This window comes from Pseudoalteromonas sp. ESRF-bin5 (assembly GCF_002632075.1).
GTDB lineage: Bacteria > Pseudomonadota > Gammaproteobacteria > Enterobacterales > Alteromonadaceae > Pseudoalteromonas > Pseudoalteromonas marina.
Genome location: NZ_NTLW01000148.1, coordinates 1 through 23156, shown reverse-complemented (window position 1 = coordinate 23156; position 23156 = coordinate 1). Strand labels below are relative to the sequence as shown.

Genomic DNA, 23156 nt, shown 5'->3' with positions numbered 1-23156 from the left:
TGTGGTGTATCTGCTGAAGGTGACGCCGGCCAGTTTGGTGGCGATGTTGCAGATGATAACTCAGGTACATTAAAGTATTTAATCGTTAAGCAAGCAGGTAAAACTCTGGGTAATGGCGATGAGCTAAACGGTATTTCGTTTGCCGGTGTAGGTTCTGCAACAACTGTTGATTACATTCAAGTACACGAAAACCTTGATGACGGTATCGAGTTTTTCGGTGGTACAGTTGATGTAAGCAATGTTGTATTAACCAGCATTGGCGATGATTCACTTGACTGGTCGTTCGGTTGGACAGGCTCTGCAACTAACGTATACATTCAACAAGCTGCAAACGTGGGTGATAATGCGATTGAAGCAGATAACTCTGAGTTTGATTCAAGTGCAACACCACTTACAATGCCAACCGTTTCAAACGTAACAATTGTAGGTGCTGAAGGTAACAACGGTATTCGTTTACGTGCAGGCACTGCGGGCGCATTAAGTAATGTATTCGTAACGGGTCCAGCTACTTATGAAAATTGTTTACGTGTGGGTTCAGACTCTGTGCCACGCGCAGAAGACGGTACATTAACTATCACTAATTCAGTTGTTGCATGTCAAACAACAGCTAACAACTTTGGTAGTGAAGCGATTAATGGCGGCGATGTTAAATCATGGTTTGAAGCTCAAGACGGCAACCAAACGCTAACTCCAGCAGATTTAATGCTTGCTGATAATGGTTACACACCACTGACGGGTTCACCGCTTATTGCCAATGGGCAAATTGGTGCATTTAATGGTACAACTAACTGGATGGAAGGTTGGACAGTAGGTATTAATGGTGGCTTTCCAACCGATATTTCAAATGCGTTGGATCAAGGTTTAGCGACTAATGTATCAAGTGAATTTCCACAAATTACCGATAAGCCTGTTTACCGTTTAACACAAGATACAACATTTACAGCCGATGTAACGCTTACAAACGATGCACATTGGATTTTAAATGGCCGTACTGCGGTTGGTAACGATCGCGCAGATGCAACCACACTTTACGTTCAAGCGGGCACTACGCTTATCGGTGAAACTGGTGACGATTTCTTAGTTGTTCGCCGTGGTTCACAAATTAACGCTAATGGTAATGCAACAGCACCTATTACTATGACATCTATTCAAGATGTAACGGGTGGCGAAACAAATATTGGCCAATGGGGTGGTTTAGTATTACTAGGTAATGCTCCTGCTAACTCTTGTGGCGACCAACAAGGTGAGACTACACCAGAAGAACTGGCTAACTGTGGTGTATCGGCAGAAGGTGATGCAGGTCAGTTTGGTGGTGATATCAGCGATGATAACTCAGGTGTTCTTCGTTACATTGTTGTAAAACATGCTGGTAAAACACTGGGTAATGGCGATGAACTAAACGGTATTTCGTTTGCTGGTGTAGGTTCACAAACTAAGGTTGAATATATCCAGGTTCACCAAAACCTAGACGACGGTGTAGAGTTTTTTGGTGGTACAGTAAACGTACGTAACATTGTACTGACTGATATTGGCGATGACGCATTTGACTGGTCGTTTGGTTGGACAGGTCGTGCACAAAATATCTACATTCAACAAAGTGCTGTTGAAGGCGATAATGCCATTGAAGCTGATAACTCTGAATTTGATTCAAATGCAACGCCATTGACTAAGCCACTTATTTCTAACGTAACTATTGTAGGTGCAGATGGTACTAACGGTGTTCGTTTACGTGCAGGTACAGCGGGTGTGCTTCGTAATGTTGTTATCACTGGCCCAGATGGGTATTCAAACTGTTTACGTGTAGGTTCGGACTCGGTAGCTAATGCAGAATCGGGTGAGCTTTCTATTGAAAACTCAGTAGTAGCCTGTAATGAAGATAATAACTTCGGTAGCGAAGCGATTGCTGGTGGTAACGTTCAATCGTGGTTTGAAGGCCAAACAGGCAACCAAACACTCACGGCTGCAAACCTAAGCTTAGCAACTGATGGATATACACCTAAGTCAAGTTCACCTTTACTAGGTGCAGGTGTTGATACCTCTGGCCTTGATTCGTTCTTCACTAAAACCGATTACATTGGTGCGTTTGACGGTGATAATAATTGGATGGAAGGCTGGACCGTTGCTATTAAACCTAGCTTCCCAACTGATATCCAAAACGCATTAGAGCAAGGGCTAGCAACAGATGTGTCTGCAAGTTTCCCAGCTATTACCGATAAGCCTGTTTATCAGTTAAATTCAGATGTGGTATTCACAGCTGATGTAACACTAACAAATGATGCACATTGGATTTTAAAAGGACGTACAGCTGTTGGTAATGACCGAGCAGATAACACAACATTGTATGTTCAGTTTGGTACAACATTAATTGGTGAATCGGGTGATGACTTTTTAGTTGTTCGTCGTGGTTCAAAAATTGAGGCCGTAGGCACAGCAACTCAGCCAATCACCATGACGTCTATTCAAGATGTAACGGGTGGCGAAACAACGATTGGCCAATGGGGCGGCTTAGTATTATTAGGTAATGCACCGGCTAACTCATGTGGCGACCAAGAAGGTGAAGCAACCGCTGATGAACTTGCAAACTGTGGTGTATCTGCTGAAGGTGATGCTGGCCAATTTGGTGGTAATGACCCAGAAGATAACTCAGGTACATTAAAGTATGTTGCTGTAAAACAAGCCGGCAAAACTTTAGGTAATGGTGATGAACTTAACGGTATATCACTTGCTGGTGTAGGTAGCCAAACAGAGCTAGATTACATCCACGTTCATGAAAACCTAGATGACGGCGTAGAGTTTTTCGGTGGCACAGCAAACATCAGCCACTTAGTGCTTACAAATATTGGTGACGACTCTTTAGATTGGTCATTTGGTTGGACGGGTAAAGCGCAATACGTACTTATTAAACAATCAGGCTCTGAGGGCGATAACGCGATTGAAGCTGATAACTCTGAATTTGATTCAGATGCATCACCGCTTACTATGCCTACTATCTCTAATGTAACCATTATTGGTGACGCAGGCGTAAACGGTATTCGCTTACGTGCAGGTACTGCGGGCATACTTAAAAACGTAGTGGTAACGGGTGGCGCAGATTACGCAAACTGTTTACGTGTAGGTTCTGATTCAGCACCACGTGCCGAAGACGGTTCACTTACTATCACTCACTCAGTGGTTGCGTGTGAAACAACTAACAACTTTGGTACTCAAGCAATTGGTGATGGCAATGTTGAGTCTTGGTTCTTAGGTCAAGCTGGTAACTCAGTTCAAACAGCTGCAAGCCTTGCACTAGCGAGTAACGGTTACATGCCTTCAAGTGAATCATTACTACTCGGTGCAGGTTTTGATTCTTCTAGCCTAGATAGCTACTTTGATACAGTAGATTACATTGGTGCAATGGATGCACAAACAGACTGGACAGCGGGTTGGGTAAAAGTAGGTCTTTAACCTTAAACGCTTTAGGCCGGGCGAAAGCCCGGCTAATGTCTTGTTTTGTTTCGGAGTATAAAAATGAATTCTTATAAACCCTCTAAACTTGCCTTATCAACATTAAATTGCGCCGTTCTGGCTGCACTATTTGGTTGGTCGGTAAATACTGCTGCTGCAGAAGCCGACATTCAAGAGCAAGAAATAGAAGAAGTGGTTGCAGTAGGGCAACGACTCAAAGGGAGCGCAGGTGCAGTACTGCAAGAACGCCAAAATCAGGCGTTTGTTGCTGATATTATGGGTGCCGACCAAATTTCACGCACCGGCGATGGTGATGCTGCATCGGCTCTTCGCCGTGTTACAGGCTTAACCTTAGTTGATGGTAAATTTATATATGTGCGTGGTTTAGGTGAGCGTTACTCAAGTACACAATTAAATAGCATGTATGTACCAAGCCCCGATCCTACTCGCTCGGTTGTGCCACTCGATTTATTTCCATCTGAAATAATCGAAAGCTTAAGTGTACAAAAATCATTTTCACCAGATATGCCTGCGCATTTTGGTGGTGGTAATGTAAACATTCGTACCAAGTCTATTCCGTCTGACTTTTTATTTAAAGTACAAGTAGGCTCATCGTATAACACGTCAAATAGTGATTCTGGCTACTTTTACGAAGGCGGTGATGATGACTGGATGGGCCGTGATGATGGCACACGTGCGCTATCTAATGTATTTACTACCGCACTTACCAGCGACGCAGGCCTTGAAGGCAATATTAATTCTACGCTTGAAGAGCGTAAAAAACTTATTCAATCGCTTGATTGGAATGTAGGCATTAGCAAGGAAGATGTTGACCCAGCTATGAGCTTTTCTGTTGCCGTGGGCGACAGACTAGAAAGCGAAATAGGTACCTTTGGTGTGCTTGCGGCTGTTTCTTATGACAACGAATGGGAAGTTGTTCAAGAACAAAGTGGTTCAAGCCTAGGTAGTTTGGGTTGTGAGAACAAATGTTTTGCACAATATTACGATGGTACATCGACTGAACAAAATGTTCGCTGGAGCGGAACGTTAAACCTTGGCTATGAGTTTAACTCAAACCATCGATTTGAGCTGACTAACATTGCATTACACGATATGAGCGATCGGGTTCGTAATCGTAACTATTATGATGCCAATGAAACCGAAGAGGGTGTTACTGAGCTTCGCCGTGTTGATATTAGCTACGAAGAACGTGAAATGTTTTCTTCTCAGCTTAAAGGCACGCATAACTTTCCAGAGCTAAATAATTTATTCTTTGATTGGTATGGTGGCTTAAGTAGAGCTAACCGTAACGCACCAGGTGGTTTAGATGTTGTTTTTCAACAAAACTATAACGACGGTGTATTTGAGTCAGAGCAGCTTCAAGATGTTGCAGCAACTAATATTACGCGTGAATACCAGGTACTTCACGATGACGTAGAAACATTTGGTTGGAACATGGGGTTACCTTTTTATGGGGACGGCTACGAGCTCGAACTTAAAATTGGCGGTGACTTTTCAGAAAAAAAACGTGATGCAAGCAATGTTAAATTTGGCATAACGCACCGTGGTATAAGCGATGAGTTTACGTTTGGTAATAACATTAGCGATATTTTTGCTGATGCAAACACATCAAACGACGCGTTTTACACAAGTGCTACGGGTTCAGGTATTTTTGATGATGGCACAACTGACGGTGACAAATACAGCGCAGCGCATAAGTTAGATGCCTATTACTTTATGGCTGACTACTTTTTTGAAAATACATGGCGTATTACTGGCGGTGTTCGCTGGGAAGATTTCAAACAAGTATCAATTGGTTATCAGGCACATTCAAACTTATTCGAAAACACGCTTGAAGAAATTCAAGATGTTGTCATTAACGAAGATACTTTTTTTCCATCACTTGCTGTTACGTACATCATGGATGAAGAAATGCAGTTTCGCTTAAACGTGAGTGAAACCACTATTCGCCCAGACTTACGTGATGTAAGTACCTCGTTCTTTGTTGACCCGCTGACTGAATTTTTGGTTCGTGGTTCGCCTAGCTTGCAAAGCTCTGAGCTAACGAATATTGATTTTAGGTTTGAGTGGTACATGGCAACAGGTAATAACCTGTCAGTTGCATTGTTTTACAAGGACATAGAAAACCCAATTGAAATGGTTGAACTTGCAGGTGTAGGTGGTGCGTCTCCGCAATTACTTACGGCTAATGCGCAGTCGGGTAAGCTATCGGGTATTGAGGTAGATTTTTTAACTGACTTTGGTTTTATTAATAAAGATTGGTCGTCTGCATTTTTGTCGGGTAACGTAACGCTATCTGATTCGAGCGTCAATTTAGGTATAAATGACTCAGATAATGTTGATTCATTATTTGAAACGCAACTTAAAGAAGCACTCGAAGCCGATACCGTTTCAAATATTGTTACTAACAACAAACGCCGTTTAGTAGGCCACTCTGAATGGGTTGCTAACTTACAAATGGGTTACGATTCAGATGACGGTTTTCATTCAACATCGGTTATTTACAATGTGTTTGGGCCGCGAATTATCGTACCAGGTACGCGTGGGAATGAAGATGCTGAAGAAAAGTCATTTCACTCACTTGATTTAGTTTATTCTTACTTTCCTAACTTTAACTCTAAAGTTAATTTTAAAGTGAAGAATATTCTAGGCCAAGAAAAACAAATAGAGCAAGAAGGGTTAACCCTTTGGGGCCAAGAAACAGGCACCGAGTTTAGCTTAAGCTATAGTTATGAATTTTAATTTTAGCTTGCGTTAAACCTTGTACATTCGCGCTATAAGCCCTGTATTAAATACAGGGCTTTTTTTATACCTTAATTTCGCATGAAAAATTTTTAAGTTCTGTTTTATTAACTAGTTTTAGCCGTCTAGCAGTGTTAGTTTGTTAACTTGAAAATTGAATCTCACGCAATGAATTTAATTTTTAATGTATTAAGGCATCTTTTATGAACAAAACAGTGGATAAAACAATGAAAAAAGTAGGTTTGGTCGGTTGGCGTGGCATGGTTGGCTCTGTGTTATTAGAGCGTATGGAAAAACAAAATGATTTTGCCAATATAGACACCACTTTTTTTACTACCTCACAAGCCGGACAACTTGGTCCTGATTTAGCGGGTGATGCAAAACCGCTACTTGATGCAAGCGATGTATCTGAACTTTCAAAAATGGATATTATTGTTACGTGTCAAGGGGGCGATTACACCAAAGCGGTTTACCCAAAACTTCGTGAATCGGGGTGGGATGGTTACTGGATTGATGCAGCTTCTGCACTTCGTATGAGTGATGACAGCATTATTGTGCTTGACCCTGTAAATAAAGATGTCATTACTCAAGGTTTAGAGCAAGGCGTTAAAACCTTTGTTGGCGGTAACTGTACTGTGTCGTTAATGCTACTCGCTTTAGGTGGTTTGTTTGAGAAAGACCTTATTGAATGGGTAAGCCCTATGACTTATCAAGCAGCCTCGGGTGCGGGTGCACGCAATATGAAAGAGCTGATTTCACAAATGGGCGCTATTCATTCAAGTGTTGCTCAGCAACTCGATAACCCAAGTTCAGCTATTTTAGAAATTGATAAAATAGTCAGTGAAAAAATGGCTTCAAGCGATTTACCACAAGATCAATTTGGCGTGCCATTAGCAGGTAGCTTGATCCCATGGATTGACGTGCCTATGCCAAGTGGACAATCAAAGGAAGAATGGAAAGCACAAGTTGAAGCTAACAAAATTTTAGGCTCTACTCAGCAGCCTGTACCTATTGATGGTTTATGTGTTCGTATTGGCGCAATGCGTTGTCATAGCCAAGCAATGACTATTAAATTACGCGAAGATATAAGCGTAGAGAAAATAGAAGAAATATTAGCTTCGCACAACGAGTGGGTTAAGGTTATCCCAAATGAGCGTGATATTACATCCACCGATTTAACGCCGGTTAAAGTAACAGGCACGCTAAGTATCCCAGTGGGACGTATTCGTAAGCTTGCTATGGGACCTAAATATATTAGCGCATTCACAGTGGGCGATCAGCTTTTATGGGGTGCAGCAGAGCCACTTCGTCGTATGCTTCGCATTATTGTAGACGCTGAGTAATTTTAGTTTTTTAATTTGTTTATTTTATAGGGTTAGCATAGTGCTAACCCTTTTTAGTTTTTATTCCTTCCTTTTACACTCTTTTGTGGCTTTTAAATAACCTCCTGTGTGGCATAGCCATTGCAAAAGTTAAAATAGTATTTTGCGTGCACCCAGTAATTTAAGTACTTAACAGCGCAGTTGTGCTTATTTTTGTGTAGTTTTTACACATTGTCATGCTCATAATTACACAAATAAGGATGGTTATATGGCGTTAATTTCAAAGGTTACTCGAGCTAAATGGTTTACTGGTTTTGTTTTAATCATTGTGCTTTTATTAATATTCCGTGTTGGTGCGCCCCATGTTATTCAATATTATGTTAATCAACAAATTAAAGACACGCAGGGAATAACAGGCCACGTAGGTGACGTTGATTTATATTTGTACCGCGGTGCGTATGCTATTGACGGCATAAAAATTTATGCAAAAGAGGATAATTTAGCGGCTAAACCACTACTTAGCGTTGCAACACTCAATTTTTCGCTTTCATGGTCAGCACTACTGAAAGGGAATTTAGTGACAAATATGCAATTTACGCATCCTCAAATTGTGGTTTACGACAAAGCCCCTAATAAAACGGAGCAAAATAAACAAGTTAAAAACGAAACAACCTGGATAGGGCTTGCTAATAATTTAGTCCCTTTTTCAATTGACACTTTAAGTATTCATAACGGTAAAGTTTCGTTAGTTAATGCCACCAGCGAGGGTGATAAACCTACCTATATCTCAAATATTAATGCAAATATTAATAACATAACCAATGCTAAAAACCTCACAAAAACGTTAGTGACTTCGTTAAACGTAGAAGGGGATTTAATGGGCGAAGCTGCATTGTCTCTTAAAGGTCAATTAGACCCATTTAGTGAAAAAGCAAACTTTGACTTTAATGTAGAGGTTCAACGTTTTTCGGTTAAACACCTAGAAACGGTTTTTAAAGTGTACACCCCGTTTGACATTGAAGCAGGAGGCATTGATGGGGCAATGGAGCTTGCTGCAAAAGACAATGTTTTAAACGGCTATGCAAAGGCCGGTGTTTATAACTTGAGTGTTTTTTCGTGGCGTGAAGATATAGAAAAAGACGACGACGGACTGTTCACTGCTATTTTTGAAGGCAGCATAGATATACTCAGCGAATTACTTGAAAATGATGAATCTGAGTTAGTTGCTGCGCGTATACCGATCGACGGCACATTAAACAACACCGATATATCTACGTTTCAGGCAGTGGTATCAGTATTAAAAAATGCGTTTTTAGAGGCGTTTAAAATGGAAGTGGACGACGTCATCTCGTTTGAAACAGTAGAAAATACATCAGATGAGTAACAGGCTATTTGAGTTTTAAGCCCCACAAACATATTTTGTGAGGCTTAAACTGTTACTTTTTACTCAGCAATGTTTTTAACTCTGCTATTTGCGCTTGTAATTCGTTAACTTGTCCTTGTGTTGCAGGAAGCGAGTCGTTATCGGCCTGTTCTTCTCGTGCATTTCGGTGTTCTTCACCCATTACTTCTAAAATTGCGCCAACCATCATATTTAAAAATACAAAGGCGGTTAAAAATATAAAGGTCAGGTAGTAAATCCAGCTTAGCTCATACACCGCCATTGTTTCGTACATTATGTCGGTCCAATCTTCAAAGGTCGCTATTCTAAATAGCGTTAGCATTGAAATAGACACATCTTGCCAAAGCACGGGGTTAATGTCAGCAAACATCATACTGCCCATAGCGGCGTAAATATAAAAAATAACAAACATAAGCAGAGCTATGTAGCCCATTTGAGGGATTGCTTTAAGCAAGGAGTTAACGAGTAGTCTAAGTTCAGGAATCATCGACACTAACCTGAGCACTCTAAATATACGTAGTAAACGCGCTATTAGCATTGTAGAGCCCGCAGCGGGGTATAAACTACCCAATACAATAATGGTGTCGAATATATTCCAGCCCTTCGAAAAGAAGTCTTTTATACCTTTGCTTGCAACAAAGCGAATAATCAGCTCAATTAAAAAGAATGCGGTTATGCCAATATCCATCCAGTTAAGTGCAAGCTCAACCGTAGGATGAAGACTATAGGTATGAGCGCCTACAGTAAGGGCAGAAACAATAATGACAGCTATAACAAATGATTGAAATATCTTGCTTTTGTCTATACGCTGAAACAAAGCTTGTAACTGCGACATCATAATAAGTGGTCCTGTAAATACGAAGATTTTTATGGCGCTAATATACAATATATTCGGCACAATTTAACGTCTTTTTAAACGCAATAGTGTAAGGAAATTTAATGGTTATTAATAAATTAAAAGTGTGTGCTGCATTTATAATCGGATTACCTATTTTAGCCGGGTGTAGTTCTGACGCACGCTTTGAACAATTGCAATCAGCCCGCCTTAACGAATGTAATTACAAAGCTGATAAAGAATATTATGAGTGCCTTAAAGAGCAAGACTCAAATTACGAAGAATTTAAAAAACAACAAGCAGAAAAAAGTAAATAATCCTCCTCATGACTAAAACACAAAAACAACGAGACAAACAAATACGCGCAGCGCTGACTAAAGCCTGTGAGTCTATAAAAGACTCAGTGACCGATTTTTCATACCTTACCCACACTGTTGATTTAAATAACGAAGCTAACACTTTAAAAGTTAACTGCTATTTTGAAGATACTATAGCGCTTAATAACGCTGATTCTGAGTTTGAACACCTTAAATCTATAATTATTAATCAACTAGCGGGTATTAAATTGACGATAAAACCGACACATATCGTGTTTTTTGCCAATTAAAATGGGTTTTGTTGGTTTGCCTGCAGTTGGGCGTTATAATTAAAAAAATTATATTTAGGGTTTAAATAATGGCTGTTCCTTCTCGTTCGCAAATATCACCAGGCACTGTAGTTAATATTGTTTTAAAAGAAGATCAACGAAGCGGTACATTAACCGAAGGCGTGGTAGAGCGTTTATTAACTAAATCACCAAACCACCCGCATGGTATTAAAGTGAGATTAGAAGATGGCCAAGTTGGCCGAGTAAAAGAGATTTTATAATGGCAGCGTTATCAGAGCAGGCTTTTTGGGAATTAGTGACTACACCCGACTTAGGCCTTGATCCGCAAAGTGTAAGCGACCACCTTAAAGCAAACCTAAGCAATTTAGACGATCAGCAACTTATTGCATTTGATAAGTTTTTTGGCATAAATATGCGTAAATGTTTTACATGGGATTTATTTGGCGCTGCATTTGTTATGGCAGGCTGCAATGACGAATATGGTTTTAGTGAGTTTAGATGTTGGCTTATTTCACGCGGTAAAACTGTGTTTGATAACGCGCTCGTTAATGCCGACTCCATTGCATTATGTACACCTGTTTATCACTTAAATGAACAGCCTTACCCATACATTGACGAGTATGACCTCATCGCCGGCTTATTATATGAAGAGCGCAATGAGGATGAATTACCCTTCGTGCCATCAGGCGATCAACCCGCAGGTAAACGCTTTAAAGACAAAGCAAAATTTTTAAAACAAGCCTACCCACAATTATTCTCAAAATATTGGCAGTAAATCTTATAGTAATGCGCTTAATTTAGCGCATTATTTTAAATCGTTTTATTGTTCGATAACGTATCTCAAAATGTGATTAATAACTACATGCCTTAATTTAGTTTTTTCTTTTATATAGCCTTGTCTTCTAGTAGTAAATCTCTGTTATATTTAGCTATGTAATAAAGTTAAGCCATTTAGTATACGAACTAAAAAAATAATTAACGCATAAGGATACGTTTACTTAATGAAACACATCAAATTGACTTTATTCATGTTTGTTTTGGTCAGCGTCCACGTAGCCGCTGAGCCAAGCAATAAGGCACGCTTTATACCCCTTTTAAAATCAAAACTTGGTACATATAAGGTGGTTTCTGCTAATTCAGGGTTATGCGTAAACAGTGACTTGAGTTTAATTAATGCAAGTAACCCAAGTGAGGGGTTTAAGCTGGGTGAACAAATTGTGTTTGGCTCATTACATAACGGAACTCAAACTATACAAAAGCCAAACTTTTGCTTTATTACTAGTTCGTTAAAATATAAAAGTGATGGGCTTGATAATGGCTTACGAATGAGCCGTTGTGATGATCCTATAAACGAAAAAACAATTCGACAAAGCATTCGTTTTTTACCTAACGACATGCTTACTTACACATTAAGCTCAGCAAGTGTTGAGTGCAAGTTTAAAAAAGCTATCCAGTAATATATCAACTATTAGCTAATCGCATTTTATTTTTGGTATATCTCGCCAGCGGGTTGTGTACTGAGGCGATAAAAAATCTCTGTTCATATGCCAGCGATCGTTTAATTTACTACTTGCTAAGCCCAACATACCCTTGCCGTATCGGGTATTAATAGCATCTAAACAGCCCATTAACTTTGGGTTATCTTGTTGTGGTGCAAATAAGTCACTTTGCTGAAATTGCACAGCGGTAAGCTCTAGTGCACCTACACCACATTTATAAAACCGCACGCCAGGTTGGTAAATTTTTTCAAACACCTCAGACACCGCATTGGCCATAACGCAAGTATCGTTTGTTGGCATGCTAAACTGATACATATAAGACTTTTTATAAAATACATCTTCATGAGATGAGCTAGATGCAAAAATATATAATTGCTTTGTTAGCGACTTTTGGGCTCTTAGTTTTTTGCCCACAATAGTGACATGGTTAATTAAAGCAGTTTTAAGAGCGGTTGGTTCATAAATACGCTCTCCAAAGCTGCGAGTTGAGTAAATTTCGCGTTTATCTTGGCGTACATCATCCCAGTTTAAACATACTAAGCCATTAAGCTCGCTTACTGTGCGCTCTACCACCACACTAAAAGCGCGGCGCATAGTTTTTGGGTTTTGTTGGGCAAGCTGCCATGCGGTATTTATGTTCATTATTTTTAGCTTTTTAGCTAAGCGCTTGCCAATTCCCCATACATCTTGGCAGTCCATGCGCTGTAAAATAGCTCGCCGGCTTGCTTCGTCATTTATGACAGCAACACCGTCAAAGCCTGTTAATTTTTTAGCTGCATGATTTGCCGCTTTTGCAAGTGTAGGCGTTGGCCCAAACCCCACGCCAACGGGGAGTTTTGTTTCTCGCCATACGGTTCGTCTAATAAGGTGCCCGTAAGTATGCCAATCTTTTACAACGTTTTCGTAGCCGCTAAAGTGCAAAAACGATTCATCAATACTGTAAATATGCTGGGTGTCACAAAAGCGGCCAATCACACTCATCATTCGGTCGCTTAAATTAGCGTATAGTTCATAGTTACTAGAGCGTACAACCACATTGTTTTGTTCTAATAACTGCTTAACTTTAAAATAAGGGCCAAATTTAGGAATATTTAAACGTCGCGCAATAGGGCATACCGCACATACGCAGCCGTCGTTATTAGTGAGCACAACCACAGGTTTTGAACGAATGGCGGGATCAAATACTTTCTCGGCGCTGGCATAAAACGCCACGGCATCGACTAAGGCATACATGAAAGTAACTCAGGGCTTTGGCGATGCATACGAATTGACAAACTGACTACGCCTTCAAGCTGAAATTCATCGCTAGGCGTAATATTAACGGGTTGATATAAAGGCGAAGCCGATAGTAATCGAGCGTTTGTTTTATCAAGTAGCTTACACACAAATAAGCCATTTAAATTAGCCACAATTACATCGCCATCTTTAGCGTGCTCTGCTCGGTCTACTACGAGTAAATCACCCTCAAAAATCCCTACTTCTTGCATAGAGCTACCCGACGCAATACCAATAAATGTGGCATCAGGGTGCTTTATTAATAGCTCATCAAGGGAAACGCCAAGCTCAGTGTATTGTGCTGCAGGAGATTCAAACCCGCAAATACCTGCTTCTATATAAATAGGAATAACAAACATAAATAAACAACCAAAACACATATACTGTATAAGTGTACAGTATATGTGTTTTATATTCGTTATGCCAAGTAATGAATGGCAGATCAATCCATGTTTTTGATCATTTGCTGTGCCGTGTGTAAAAAGTCATTGATTTGCTGTGAGTTTAAATTTTTACACATTTGTGCATTTACTTGCTGTTCGGCAGTTAATAGCTTGTCATAAAGCGTACGACCTTCAGAGGTAAATGACAAAATAAAACAACGCTTGTCGTGTTCACTGGCCGTTTTATTAATCAAATTTAACGCAAGTAGTTCTTTCACTAACCGTGCTATTTGGGCTTTATCGCGCTGAGTTTGATTCACAATATCGTTTGCTGTGCACTGAGTTGTGGTTGCAATGATATGAAAGCAGCGTACGTGCATTGCGTTTAATCCAAGCTCGCTCGCATTAATCGCTTCGCGTATGGTAACGCGATAATTTTGCATTAAAGTAAATAATGTATTGGCTAATGAGGTATACATAATAAATCCATAATGGTTGACAATGTCAATTAAATTGCTATAGTTGATTTTATCAACCAATGGGGCGTTGTGCAACATCTGCTTTATAAAGCAGTAATTTTTAATCAATGAGGTTAATTTATATGACAAAAAAAATACGCAAAGTAACAGTATTAAGCACAAAGCAAATAACCCCACATTTACAACGTATAGTTTTAGGTTCTGACGAGTTTACAGATTTAACCTCTGATCACATTGGCAGTTATGTAAAAGTGCTTATTCCAAAAAACGGTGTGGCCGACTTCAATTTAAAAACGGCGTGTATGCGTTCGTACACAATACAAAATGTAAATAAAAGCAATGGTGCAATTACGCTCGATTTTGTTATTAATATGCACCAAGGCCCTGCGACTAATTGGGCAAAAGTTGCCAAAGTAGGTGATGAACTAGCTATTGCAGGCCCTGGTCCTAAAAAGCTTGAAAATTACCAGCACTCACATTATGTGTTACTAGGCGATTTAACCTCGGTAAACGCTATAAAAGGCTACGTTAAGCAATTGCCAATAAACGCCAAAATTGACGCGTTTATTCACGCCCCAACTGATGCGGATATAATCAGCTTAGACTCAACGCGCCAGGTCAATTGGTTAATAACTACAACGCCAGAGATTGAGATGGCTAATGCCTTAAGCACACTACAGCAACATGAACAGCCACCTATTATATTTATGGCACTTGAAGCAGGCTTAGTACGTGAGCTGAAAACGCTATTAACTAGTAAGCTTGCTGTACCGCGTACTAATATCGTGTCATCAGGTTATTGGAAAAAAGGCTTAAACTCAGAAAACTATAAGTTAGAGCGCCAAGCTAATACACAAACGGCTTAGTTTTTTATAGCTAAGTAAAATAGGTTACTTAGTTATTAAATACACTCGTTAACACTCATTTTTATTTTAGTTAAGCAAGCGTACACCTAAGGCTTGTTAAAGTAGTGGCATCAATCAGTAATTTACAATTTAAATTAATTGATGTGATGCCTAAACATTTAAAATAAAACAAAACGCATTAGTAACTATTAGTTAAGTGTATTAATAGATGGTTTATCGTTCTGTTTTATCAATCAAACTGATTTAAACAATCAATTTTAAGGCATTACTTTAATTCTATAAAATGTATTTATTGAAACAAACATTATTAAATTAAAGGCAGGTACCCCGTGAACTCTCTAAACAGCGCAACAGCTTCTTCAGTAACTAAAATAGCACAGCCTAAGGTTGCGTTAATTGCTGAAGGTGGCGGACAGCGAGGGATTTTCACCGCAGGTGTACTTGATGCGTGGTTAGAACAAAACTACGACCCATTTGATTTATTTATTGGCACATCGGCAGGTTCACAAAACTTAACAAGCTATTTAGCTCGTCAAAAAGGTTACGCTAAACGCCTGATTAGAGGGCTGTCTCGTAATAAACGTTTTTTTCAGCTAGGTCGAGGCTTAATGGGCAAACACATTGTTGATTTAGACTGGTACTTTGATAAAACCAAAGAAGTAAATAGAGCAATTGACTTTAAAACAGCCAAAACATCATTAGGTGAACGTGAGTTACTTATTACTGCTACAAACGCACGTGACAGAAAAGCGTATTACCTATCACCAACGGGTGAAGAGCATCAATGGCGCGAGCTATTAAAAGCGTCAAGCGCATTACCCTTTTTGTACAAACAAGGTGTTAAATTAACACCTTGGCTAAATGCACAAGCCGCTAACGAAACAAATACAATTACCGAACCTCAAGAAGACTTTTTTCTTGACGGTGGACTAGCTGCACCATTACCAGTCCGCGAAGCGTACAACCGTGGCGCGCGTAAGATTGTGGTTATAAGAACGGTAGACGCTGATTTTCAAGCGCAATCGGCATGGGTTCAAAAGCTTAGATCGCTTGCAACTGCAGCAGGTTACTGCCCAAAAACGCTCGACTACCTAATTCAGCATGAACAAGCTTACCTAGACGAGCTAAACTTTATGACAAACCCGCCTAGTGATGTAGAAATTATACAGATTTTTGCAGATGAAACACTGCACAGCAAATTGTTAGGCAGTACAAACGACGATTTACGTAAAGATCATAAGCTTGGTGTAAAAGCAGGCCGTGAATACTTAAAAAGCCAAAATGCACGCATTGTAGATTACGCACACAGCTACGCTATGTAGCTGTAAAAAAATAGTTTAGAAACAACCGTAAAGAATTACGGTTGTTTAGCTGAATAAGTCTTAGCTAAATCTGATAGTCATATATGTGCTGCGAGAAAACATTGAAGGTTTTTAATGTATGAAGTCAAGATTTGACCCCATTAGCTTTTCGTTATGTGTAAACGCACTCCGTTACTTTAAACTCTGTAAATATAACTTTGAATTTAGAGCCAGAGCGTAACTCGATAATATGTTGATAATGCAAGTTTTCCAACGATATTTCGTGAGTTAACACATCACCATGAAAAGTGTCATTGTAATTAAACTCATTGATATGACCGATTAATTCATAGGATTTAACATTGTTGTAAATTAATACAATGTCTCGATCATGGTGTTGCCCCAGCAAGTTTAAAGTAATGGATAATGAAGCATTAAAAGGGCGTTGTTTGTTTCGATTTTCAGCAATAGTTAAAGAAGTAACCCAAGTATCGTGAAGTGATCCTGGATGGTTTAACTCATAACGTTCTGGGTTAGCAGCGAATTCAAAAAGCTGATGAGGAATTTTTTCTTTGTTGGCTACTAGGTTAGAAATATATTTATCGAAATCTGAATTCACTTATGAACTTCCATTTACAAATGACGCCGCAAATAAACGGCAAAAATTAGTTGGCTATAATTTGTGAGACACGAACAAAGCCAGCTGGTTTTTGTCCGCCCTTTTTAATTTGCCTTGTTAAGTGCCTTGAGCACACTCTTAAAGACAGATATAAATACGGTTATCCAACCCACTACAACAAATAGAAACACAGACAACCTGACATATTCCCAATGTTGAGCTTTTGACTCAAGGCTACCATGAGCAATAACTTTATAGTTATTATTAGCTAACCAATTTGGAAATTCACCTTTCTGCATTCTGCGTTTATAACTGCCTTCTTCACCACCGCCCACACTCAATAAAGGAGATGGGTAAGGTTTGATTACTAGTTCGTAATCTAAAGATCCACCGGGCGTATGTATACATGTCCAAAATAAGCAGACTGTAGCAATCAATAATGTGACACGAAACTTCATAGGCACTTAACATGTTTATAGCGAGCTAATCGCGCGTATTTCTACCACAGCGTAGCTCGTTTTCTTATTGGTTTATTTTTAACAAACTTGTCAACTAATTGCCAGTGTTATTAAAATTCATCCGTGCTCGCTTTTCTTCTCATTATAAAACGAGCGACTGAGAGCCTAGGGTCAAATCTTGACTTCGAGAGCCTAGGGTCAAATCTTGACTTCAGACATTAAGAGAGCCTAGGGTCAAATCTTGACTTCAGACATTAAGATTTTTGACTAACTACTTCTTGCTAATAGCTGTCTGTTAAATGAGGTCTAAATCTAATTACTTAAACTGTAAGAACAGACATGAGCAAGGCGATATCAATATTCACGTGTTAACATTAATGCTTAAGTAGATGACAATAATATACTGGTTTCGCTATTTAAAATGCCATCTATCTCGCGTACTTGCCTCAGTACGCCATCAAAATCACTTAAGTTTCCGGCTTGTATTTCTGCTACTAAATCCCAAGCGCCGTTGGTGGTATGTAACTTAGTGAGCTCGGGGATTCCACGCATGGTTTTAATTACCTGTGAAGTCGATTTTCCCACTACTTCCACCATCATTATTGCTCTTACGGCTTCGGTTTCTATGTGTTCGTGCACCCGCACAGTAAATCCTAATATAGCGCCCGATGAAACTAACCGGTCCAAGCGGTTTTGTACTGTCCCGCGTGACACATTTAATATATCAGCTAAAGCAGAAATAGATGCACGGCCGTCTTTTCTTAATTCGGCTATTAGGGCGTTATCTAATGAGTCATAAATATAAGGGAGCATACGCTTACCTTTAACTAATTTTTATACAAAATACTAAAAATTTATATTTATGCCTAGCAAATTGCTAAAAAATACCATTATTTGTATAAAGTATTAGCATTTTAAGTGGCATCTGTAGTCGATAAACTTATTTTAATTAGTTCATATTGTTATTACAGAGGTAGTCATGAGTCATTTTATAGCACAGCCAAAACACGGTGTTCCATTTGTAAGTGTTCAAGCTATGGCCAAGCTAATAAACACATTAGGAATAGAAAATGTATTAGTTAGCCTAACTAACAAACTAAAACACGACTTTGCTCGTTGGCACGAATTTGATAAATCGCCGCGTTATGCAGCACATTCTACCGACGGTGTAATAGAGCTTATGCCGGTAAGCGATGGCAAAATGTTTAGCTGCAAATACGTAAATGGTCACCCAAAAAATACCTTTAAAGAGCTTCAAACAGTGGCAGCATTTGGTATTTTGTCAGATGTTGATAGCGGCTATCCGATAATGATTAGCGAAATGTGCCTATTAACCGCACTACGCACTGCTGCAACATCAGCGCTGGTGGCTACTTATTTAGCACCAAAAAACTCAACCACCTTAACCCTTATAGGTAATGGAGCTCAGTCTGAGTTTCAGGCTTTAGCGTTTAAAGCGGTATTGGGTATTACACACATTCGTTTATACGATATAGACGAAGCTGCTTCTCTAAAAGCGTTTAATAACTTAAGCACTAAAGGTTTAAACGTGACTATATGTGAAAGTGTTGAAGAGGCAATAAAGGGCGCGCACATAATTACCACTTGCACGGCCGATAAAACAAACGCAACCATTTTAACAAACGATATGATCCCAGAAGGCGTTCATATTAATGCGATTGGTGGCGACTGCCCAGGCAAAACCGAGCTTGATTCTGCTTTACTCGAACGCGCTACTGTATTTGTAGAGTACGAACCACAAACCAGAATCGAGGGCGAAATTCAACAAATGAGCAGGTGCTTTGCTGTAACCGAGTTTCATAAAGTCATTAATAAACAAAACCTTGGTCGTACAAGCGAAAAAGAGCTTACTATTTTTGATGGTGTCGGTTTTGCAAGCGAAGATTTTACCGCGTTAGTGTATATTCGCGAGCAACTTATTAAATCAGGAGAATACGAAATACTCGACTTGATCACCCAGCAGGGCGACCCGCGTAACTTATTTTCAGTTCTTGAAGTACCGCGTATAGATAAAGAGAGCGCAGCATGAGCCTAATACAACAAGCACCGAGCGCAGTTGTAATGGTGCGTCCGCATCACTTTACTTCTAATCCACAAACCATGCTCGACAATGCATTTCAAAGCGAATGTGCAGCAAAAAATGAAAGCGAGCAAGCATTTAAAGAGGTGACCCACGCGGTTGAGTTACTACAAAGCGAAGGTGTAACCGTTCATTTATTTGAAGATGAGCAAACATACACACCCGACTCGGTTTTTCCAAACAACTGGTTTTCTACCCATCAAAATGGGCAATTAATTATTTACCCAATGTTTGTTGAAAACAGAAGATTAGAATATCGTAAAGATATAATTGATTTTTTAACGGATCACTATAAAGTGGCGGTAGTGACTGATTATGCGCATTTAGCGAAAGAAAATTCATTTTTGGAAGGTACCGGATCACTAGTGCTCGATCACCAATATAAACTTGCCTACGCGGTAGAATCCAAACGCACAACAAGGTCGGTCGTTAATACAGTGTGTAATTTACTTTCGTTTAAGCCGGTTGTGTTTAACGCAACTGACGAGCAAGGTATAGCGGTGTATCACACTAATGTACTAATGTGTGTGGCCAGCAAATTTGTAATGATTGGCTTAAATATGGTGCCTGAAGACCAACGCAGTGAGCTGGTAGGGCATTTTTTACAAAGCCATCACGAAGTAATTGATTTGTCGGTTAAGCAAATAAATAACTTTTGCGGGAATGCAATTGAATTACAGGGTAAAAATGGCCGAATTTTAGCGCTGTCACAAACCGCCTATAATGCGCTTACAGCCGAGCAAATAATTGCAATACAAAAAACGGCTAAACTGGTGCCTTTGCCCATACCTACCATTGAATCTGCTGGTGGTTCAGTAAGATGTATGATTGCAGGGGTACATTTACAAAGTAAATAAGAAAAGCTAAAGGCAACATGGTTGCCTTTAGTACGAATAAAATATTAAGCGTTGCCAGTACATTTTAAAATGCCTATGTTAAAGCGCATAACTATAAAAATATAATAAGGAATCCGCAATGTTCGATACGGTAGTAAAAAGTGTGAATAACCTTTTGTGGGGAGAAGGTCAGGTACTCATTTATATTTTACTTTTCACCGGCGTATGGTTTTCTGTGCGTTTAAAAGCAATTCAAATAGTTAAATTTAAGCATATGTTTAGCCTATTAAAAGGCAGCAGTAAATGTAATAAAAACGATATTTCGTCATTTCAGGCATTGTGTACAGGGCTTTGTGCTCGGGTAGGTACGGGTAATTTAGCCGGTGTTGCAGTCGCTATATCGCTTGGTGGCAGTGGTGCAATATTTTGGATGTGGGTCATTGCTATATTGGGCATGGCAACCGGATTTGCAGAAAGTATATTAGGCCAAGTGTATAAAATTCGCGATAGTAACGGCGAATTTAGAGGTGGCCCTGCGTATTACATTCAACAAGGGTTGGGAAGCCGTGCCTTTGCAATTGTATTTGCCGCGTGCTTATTTTTGGGGTACGGGTTTACTTTTAGCGCAATGCAAACCAATACAATTACTGATGCCCTAAACTACGCATTTGAAGTACCCACGTTTTACTCCGGTATTGTTATTACAGTCCTTGCAGGCTCAATTATATTAGGCGGCTTTAAAGCCATTGCCCGGTTTGCAGAGCGCGTAGTGCCCATTATGGGCATTATTTTTGTATTAGCCGCCGTTATTATTACCGTTATAAACTTTACTCAAGTACCGGCCATGCTTAAAGATATATTTTTGTCAGCCTTTGGATTACAAGAAGCGGGCGCAGGCGCGATGGGGGCTGCAATTAAAAATGGTATTCAACGCGGTTTATATTCTAACGAAGCGGGCGCAGGAAGTGTTCCGCATGCCAGTGCAAGTGCTAGCCCTATTCCTAATCACCCTGTAACACAGGGCTACATACAAATGCTTGGTGTGTTTTTCGATACAATCGTACTGTGTAGTTGTACAGCCGTCGTTATTTTATTAGCTGATATAGACATAAGCGGCGAAATGGAAGGCATACGTTTAACACAAAGCGCTATGACTGCGCATTTGGCGCAAGGTGGCGTGTACTTTGTAGCTGCAGCCATTACGTTATTTGCCTTTACTTCGGTGGTAGCTAACTACGCCTACGCTGAAAGTAACTTACATCTATTTAAGCTTGATAACAAAGTAGGGCGTGGTATTTACACATTACTATATTTATCAATGATGTTGTGGGGCGCATCGGCCACATTAAAAGAAGTATGGGATTTAGCCGATATTGCGTTAGGGTTAATGACAGTCGTTAACGTAATCGCTATCATACTGTTAACACCTACTATTTTGTCGGTAACGCACGATTACCACACGCAAAGAGACAAAGGTATAGAGCCCGAATTTAAAGTAAAAGATGTAAAAGTTCAGGGGAAATGCGAAGACGGTATTTGGGATTAATTCATGTATTTTAGCTAACTTTAACTACAAATAGCGGTTTTATGGCAGCATAAAACCGCTTTTTAGTTTTGCATAACTATTCACATTTGTAGCGCGTTAAAGAGTTTAAAATACATATATAAAAGGTAAAAATACAGACATGATCGACATTGTAGCAGGGAAGAACGCAGCAAAAATAATAAACGAGCAAGGCTTTAGGCCTGAACTGTTTACTTCATTTTTAGGCGCAAGTGGTGGGCCTAAATGGTTTACTTTATTTGGATTAGACAAATATATTTTTGGTGAATTTTTTAAAAACCGAACCCAACCGCTTAATTTAATTGGCTCATCTGCCGGCGCATTTCGCTCTGCGTGTTTTGCACAAAACGACCCGGTTGCCGCCATTGAACGTTTAGCAAAATCGTATTCGCAAACGCGTTATTCAAGTAATAAACCAACACCAGCCGAAATTACAATTAAAGCCCGCGCATTACTTGAAGATGTATTTGGCGATAATGGCGTTACCGAAATAATAAATAACCCCGTATTTAAAGCACATTTTATAGTCGCTAAATCTAATGGCTTTATAGCCAGCGAAAATAAATTAATTCAGCTTTTAGGTTTATCAAAAAGTTACATGCTAAACCGCGTAAACCGAAAATTATTAGGCTCGCAGTACGAGCGATTTATTTTTGGCGCGCCAAACAGCAATTTATCAATAACCGACAGTTATAATTTTAAAACGCAAAACATAGCACTTAACCAAACAAATTTAAAAGATGCCTTACTTGCATCCGGCTCTATACCGCTTGTTATGCAAGGTATAAAAAATATTGCAGGCTCGCCACAAGGTATGTATCGCGATGGCGGAATAATTGATTACCACTTTGATGTAAAAATTAATAACCCTGGCTTAATTTTATATCCGCATTTTAACAGCGACCCAAAAGCAGGGTGGTTTGATAAAAACTTAAAACGAAAAGTAGCACCACAAAATTACGACAACGTGGTAATGATCACCCCATCAAAAGAATTTGTAGCCGGCTTACCTTACGGAAAAATCCCAGACAGAAACGACTTTACCGATCTTGATGCCGACACGCGTATAAAATATTGGAATACTGTGTTTAGTGAAACTGAAAAATTGGCTGAGGCTTTTGATAAAGATTTAGATACGGCTAAGTTTGACTTTAAACGGTTCTAATTTTTCATGTTACTGACAACTGACAACTGACAACTGACAACTGACAACTGACAACTGACAACTGACAACTGACAACTGACAACTGACAACTGACAACTGACAACTGACAACTGACAACTGACAACTGACAACTGACAACTGACAACTGACAACTGACAACTGACAACTGACAACTGACAACTGACAACTGACAACTGACAACTGACAACTGACAACTGACAACTGACAACTGACAAC

22 protein-coding genes are annotated in these 23156 nt (G+C 39.6%); 15 read left to right on the top strand and 7 right to left on the bottom strand.

The window, feature by feature from the left end; all coding sequences use genetic code 11:
* The 4 genes from BCG07_RS08400 to BCG07_RS08385 form a co-directional block, all read left to right on the top strand.
* Positions 1–3444 (top strand): beta-helix domain-containing protein (locus BCG07_RS08400; RefSeq protein WP_286889774.1); only part of this gene is annotated, 3444 nt, incomplete at its 5' end.
* Between the two features lie 63 nt (positions 3445–3507).
* A complete protein-coding gene (locus BCG07_RS08395; protein ID WP_286889773.1) occupies positions 3508–6207 on the top strand; it encodes a TonB-dependent receptor domain-containing protein in 2700 nt (899 codons plus the stop codon).
* A gap of 203 nt (positions 6208–6410) precedes the next feature.
* Positions 6411–7550: an aspartate-semialdehyde dehydrogenase gene (gene asd, locus BCG07_RS08390; RefSeq protein ID WP_008131752.1), complete on the top strand. Its 1140-nt coding sequence runs from the start codon at positions 6411–6413 to the stop codon at positions 7548–7550.
* Between the two features lie 247 nt (positions 7551–7797).
* The gene (locus BCG07_RS08385) at positions 7798–8913 is read left to right on the top strand and encodes a DUF748 domain-containing protein (protein ID WP_286889772.1); all 1116 of its coding nucleotides are present in this window, start codon (positions 7798–7800) and stop codon (positions 8911–8913) included.
* Positions 8914–8965: 52 nt separating this feature from the next.
* Here the strand turns inward: BCG07_RS08385 and BCG07_RS08380 are convergent, their stop codons facing one another.
* Complete coding sequence (locus tag BCG07_RS08380) at positions 8966–9769, bottom strand: ion transporter (protein ID WP_006793489.1); 804 nt, start codon at positions 9767–9769, stop codon at positions 8966–8968.
* 101 nt (positions 9770–9870) lie between these two features.
* On the opposite strand from BCG07_RS08380, the gene BCG07_RS08375 reads away from it, so the two are divergent.
* The 5 genes from BCG07_RS08375 (at position 9871) to BCG07_RS08355 (ending at position 11830) form a co-directional block, all read left to right on the top strand.
* A complete protein-coding gene (locus tag BCG07_RS08375; protein ID WP_039037359.1) occupies positions 9871–10083 on the top strand; it encodes a hypothetical protein in 213 nt (70 codons plus the stop codon).
* 8 nt (positions 10084–10091) lie between these two features.
* Positions 10092–10373, top strand: a complete 282-nt coding sequence (locus BCG07_RS08370) for a hypothetical protein (protein ID WP_286889771.1) — start codon at positions 10092–10094, stop codon at positions 10371–10373.
* Positions 10374–10441: 68 nt separating this feature from the next.
* Entirely contained in the window at positions 10442–10633 is a 192-nt protein-coding gene (locus BCG07_RS08365; RefSeq protein ID WP_006793492.1) for a YwbE family protein, read from the top strand.
* The gene (locus tag BCG07_RS08360) at positions 10633–11148 is read left to right on the top strand and encodes a DUF4240 domain-containing protein (protein ID WP_039037357.1); all 516 of its coding nucleotides are present in this window, start codon (positions 10633–10635) and stop codon (positions 11146–11148) included. The genes BCG07_RS08365 and BCG07_RS08360 overlap by 1 nt, the downstream gene beginning before the upstream one ends.
* 226 nt (positions 11149–11374) lie before the next feature.
* Complete coding sequence (locus BCG07_RS08355) at positions 11375–11830, top strand: hypothetical protein (protein ID WP_286889770.1); 456 nt, start codon at positions 11375–11377, stop codon at positions 11828–11830.
* A gap of 15 nt (positions 11831–11845) precedes the next feature.
* Here BCG07_RS08355 and BCG07_RS08350 read toward each other — a convergent pair whose 3' ends face one another.
* The 3 genes from BCG07_RS08350 to BCG07_RS08340 form a co-directional block, all read right to left on the bottom strand.
* Entirely contained in the window at positions 11846–13105 is a 1260-nt protein-coding gene (locus tag BCG07_RS08350; RefSeq protein ID WP_286889769.1) for a Y-family DNA polymerase, read from the bottom strand.
* Entirely contained in the window at positions 13093–13506 is a 414-nt protein-coding gene (gene umuD / locus BCG07_RS08345; protein ID WP_010556176.1) for a translesion error-prone DNA polymerase V autoproteolytic subunit, read from the bottom strand. Before umuD ends, BCG07_RS08350 begins: the two co-directional genes overlap by 13 nt.
* 83 nt (positions 13507–13589) lie before the next feature.
* Entirely contained in the window at positions 13590–14009 is a 420-nt protein-coding gene (locus BCG07_RS08340; RefSeq protein ID WP_219422245.1) for a MarR family winged helix-turn-helix transcriptional regulator, read from the bottom strand.
* A 122-nt stretch (positions 14010–14131) separates the two neighbouring features.
* Between BCG07_RS08340 and BCG07_RS08335 the strand changes: the two genes are divergently transcribed.
* Positions 14132–14875 carry a siderophore-interacting protein gene (locus tag BCG07_RS08335; RefSeq protein ID WP_286889765.1) on the top strand — a complete coding sequence of 248 codons (744 nt, stop codon included), beginning with the start codon at positions 14132–14134 and terminating at the stop codon, positions 14873–14875.
* Positions 14876–15204: 329 nt separating this feature from the next.
* Positions 15205–16197: a patatin-like phospholipase family protein gene (locus BCG07_RS08330; protein ID WP_286889763.1), complete on the top strand. Its 993-nt coding sequence runs from the start codon at positions 15205–15207 to the stop codon at positions 16195–16197.
* A gap of 151 nt (positions 16198–16348) precedes the next feature.
* Here BCG07_RS08330 and BCG07_RS08325 read toward each other — a convergent pair whose 3' ends face one another.
* From BCG07_RS08325 to BCG07_RS08315, 3 genes are all read right to left on the bottom strand, one after another.
* Positions 16349–16795, bottom strand: a complete 447-nt coding sequence (locus BCG07_RS08325) for a hypothetical protein (protein ID WP_286889762.1) — start codon at positions 16793–16795, stop codon at positions 16349–16351.
* A 104-nt stretch (positions 16796–16899) separates the two neighbouring features.
* Positions 16900–17253 (bottom strand): hypothetical protein, encoded by a 354-nt coding sequence (locus tag BCG07_RS08320; protein ID WP_286889760.1) that lies wholly within the window; start codon positions 17251–17253, stop codon positions 16900–16902.
* 381 nt (positions 17254–17634) lie between these two features.
* Positions 17635–18066 carry an Lrp/AsnC family transcriptional regulator gene (locus BCG07_RS08315; protein WP_058405337.1) on the bottom strand — a complete coding sequence of 144 codons (432 nt, stop codon included), beginning with the start codon at positions 18064–18066 and terminating at the stop codon, positions 17635–17637.
* 166 nt (positions 18067–18232) lie between these two features.
* On the opposite strand from BCG07_RS08315, the gene ocd reads away from it, so the two are divergent.
* The 4 genes from ocd to BCG07_RS08295 all read left to right on the top strand — a co-directional run bounded on the left by ocd (position 18233) and on the right by BCG07_RS08295 (position 22919).
* A complete protein-coding gene (ocd, locus tag BCG07_RS08310; RefSeq protein ID WP_286889756.1) occupies positions 18233–19303 on the top strand; it encodes an ornithine cyclodeaminase in 1071 nt (356 codons plus the stop codon).
* Positions 19300–20211 (top strand): citrulline utilization hydrolase CtlX, encoded by a 912-nt coding sequence (ctlX, locus tag BCG07_RS08305; RefSeq protein WP_286889754.1) that lies wholly within the window; start codon positions 19300–19302, stop codon positions 20209–20211. Before ocd ends, ctlX begins: the two co-directional genes overlap by 4 nt.
* 118 nt (positions 20212–20329) lie before the next feature.
* A complete protein-coding gene (locus tag BCG07_RS08300; protein ID WP_006794782.1) occupies positions 20330–21736 on the top strand; it encodes an alanine/glycine:cation symporter family protein in 1407 nt (468 codons plus the stop codon).
* A 139-nt stretch (positions 21737–21875) separates the two neighbouring features.
* The gene (locus tag BCG07_RS08295) at positions 21876–22919 is read left to right on the top strand and encodes a patatin-like phospholipase family protein (RefSeq protein ID WP_286889752.1); all 1044 of its coding nucleotides are present in this window, start codon (positions 21876–21878) and stop codon (positions 22917–22919) included.
* The last annotated feature ends 237 nt before the right edge of the window (positions 22920–23156 follow it).

Bases quoted from the DNA above. Each gene is read 5' to 3' on its own strand.
- BCG07_RS08395 (WP_286889773.1), top strand. From the start codon at position 3,508: ATGAATTCTTATAAACCCTCTAAACTTGCCTTATCAACATTAAATTGC.
- asd (WP_008131752.1), top strand. From the start codon at position 6,411: ATGAACAAAACAGTGGATAAAACAATGAAAAAAGTAGGTTTGGTCGGT.
- BCG07_RS08385 (WP_286889772.1), top strand. From the start codon at position 7,798: ATGGCGTTAATTTCAAAGGTTACTCGAGCTAAATGGTTTACTGGTTTT.
- BCG07_RS08380 (WP_006793489.1), bottom strand. From the start codon at position 9,769: ATGATGTCGCAGTTACAAGCTTTGTTTCAGCGTATAGACAAAAGCAAG.
- BCG07_RS08375 (WP_039037359.1), top strand. From the start codon at position 9,871: ATGGTTATTAATAAATTAAAAGTGTGTGCTGCATTTATAATCGGATTA.
- BCG07_RS08370 (WP_286889771.1), top strand. From the start codon at position 10,092: ATGACTAAAACACAAAAACAACGAGACAAACAAATACGCGCAGCGCTG.
- BCG07_RS08365 (WP_006793492.1), top strand. From the start codon at position 10,442: ATGGCTGTTCCTTCTCGTTCGCAAATATCACCAGGCACTGTAGTTAAT.
- BCG07_RS08360 (WP_039037357.1), top strand. From the start codon at position 10,633: ATGGCAGCGTTATCAGAGCAGGCTTTTTGGGAATTAGTGACTACACCC.
- BCG07_RS08355 (WP_286889770.1), top strand. From the start codon at position 11,375: ATGAAACACATCAAATTGACTTTATTCATGTTTGTTTTGGTCAGCGTC.
- BCG07_RS08350 (WP_286889769.1), bottom strand. From the start codon at position 13,105: ATGTATGCCTTAGTCGATGCCGTGGCGTTTTATGCCAGCGCCGAGAAA.
- umuD (WP_010556176.1), bottom strand. From the start codon at position 13,506: ATGTTTGTTATTCCTATTTATATAGAAGCAGGTATTTGCGGGTTTGAA.
- BCG07_RS08340 (WP_219422245.1), bottom strand. From the start codon at position 14,009: ATGTATACCTCATTAGCCAATACATTATTTACTTTAATGCAAAATTAT.
- BCG07_RS08335 (WP_286889765.1), top strand. From the start codon at position 14,132: ATGACAAAAAAAATACGCAAAGTAACAGTATTAAGCACAAAGCAAATA.
- BCG07_RS08320 (WP_286889760.1), bottom strand. From the start codon at position 17,253: ATGAAGTTTCGTGTCACATTATTGATTGCTACAGTCTGCTTATTTTGG.
- BCG07_RS08315 (WP_058405337.1), bottom strand. From the start codon at position 18,066: ATGCTCCCTTATATTTATGACTCATTAGATAACGCCCTAATAGCCGAA.
- ocd (WP_286889756.1), top strand. From the start codon at position 18,233: ATGAGTCATTTTATAGCACAGCCAAAACACGGTGTTCCATTTGTAAGT.
- ctlX (WP_286889754.1), top strand. From the start codon at position 19,300: ATGAGCCTAATACAACAAGCACCGAGCGCAGTTGTAATGGTGCGTCCG.
- BCG07_RS08300 (WP_006794782.1), top strand. From the start codon at position 20,330: ATGTTCGATACGGTAGTAAAAAGTGTGAATAACCTTTTGTGGGGAGAA.
- BCG07_RS08295 (WP_286889752.1), top strand. From the start codon at position 21,876: ATGATCGACATTGTAGCAGGGAAGAACGCAGCAAAAATAATAAACGAG.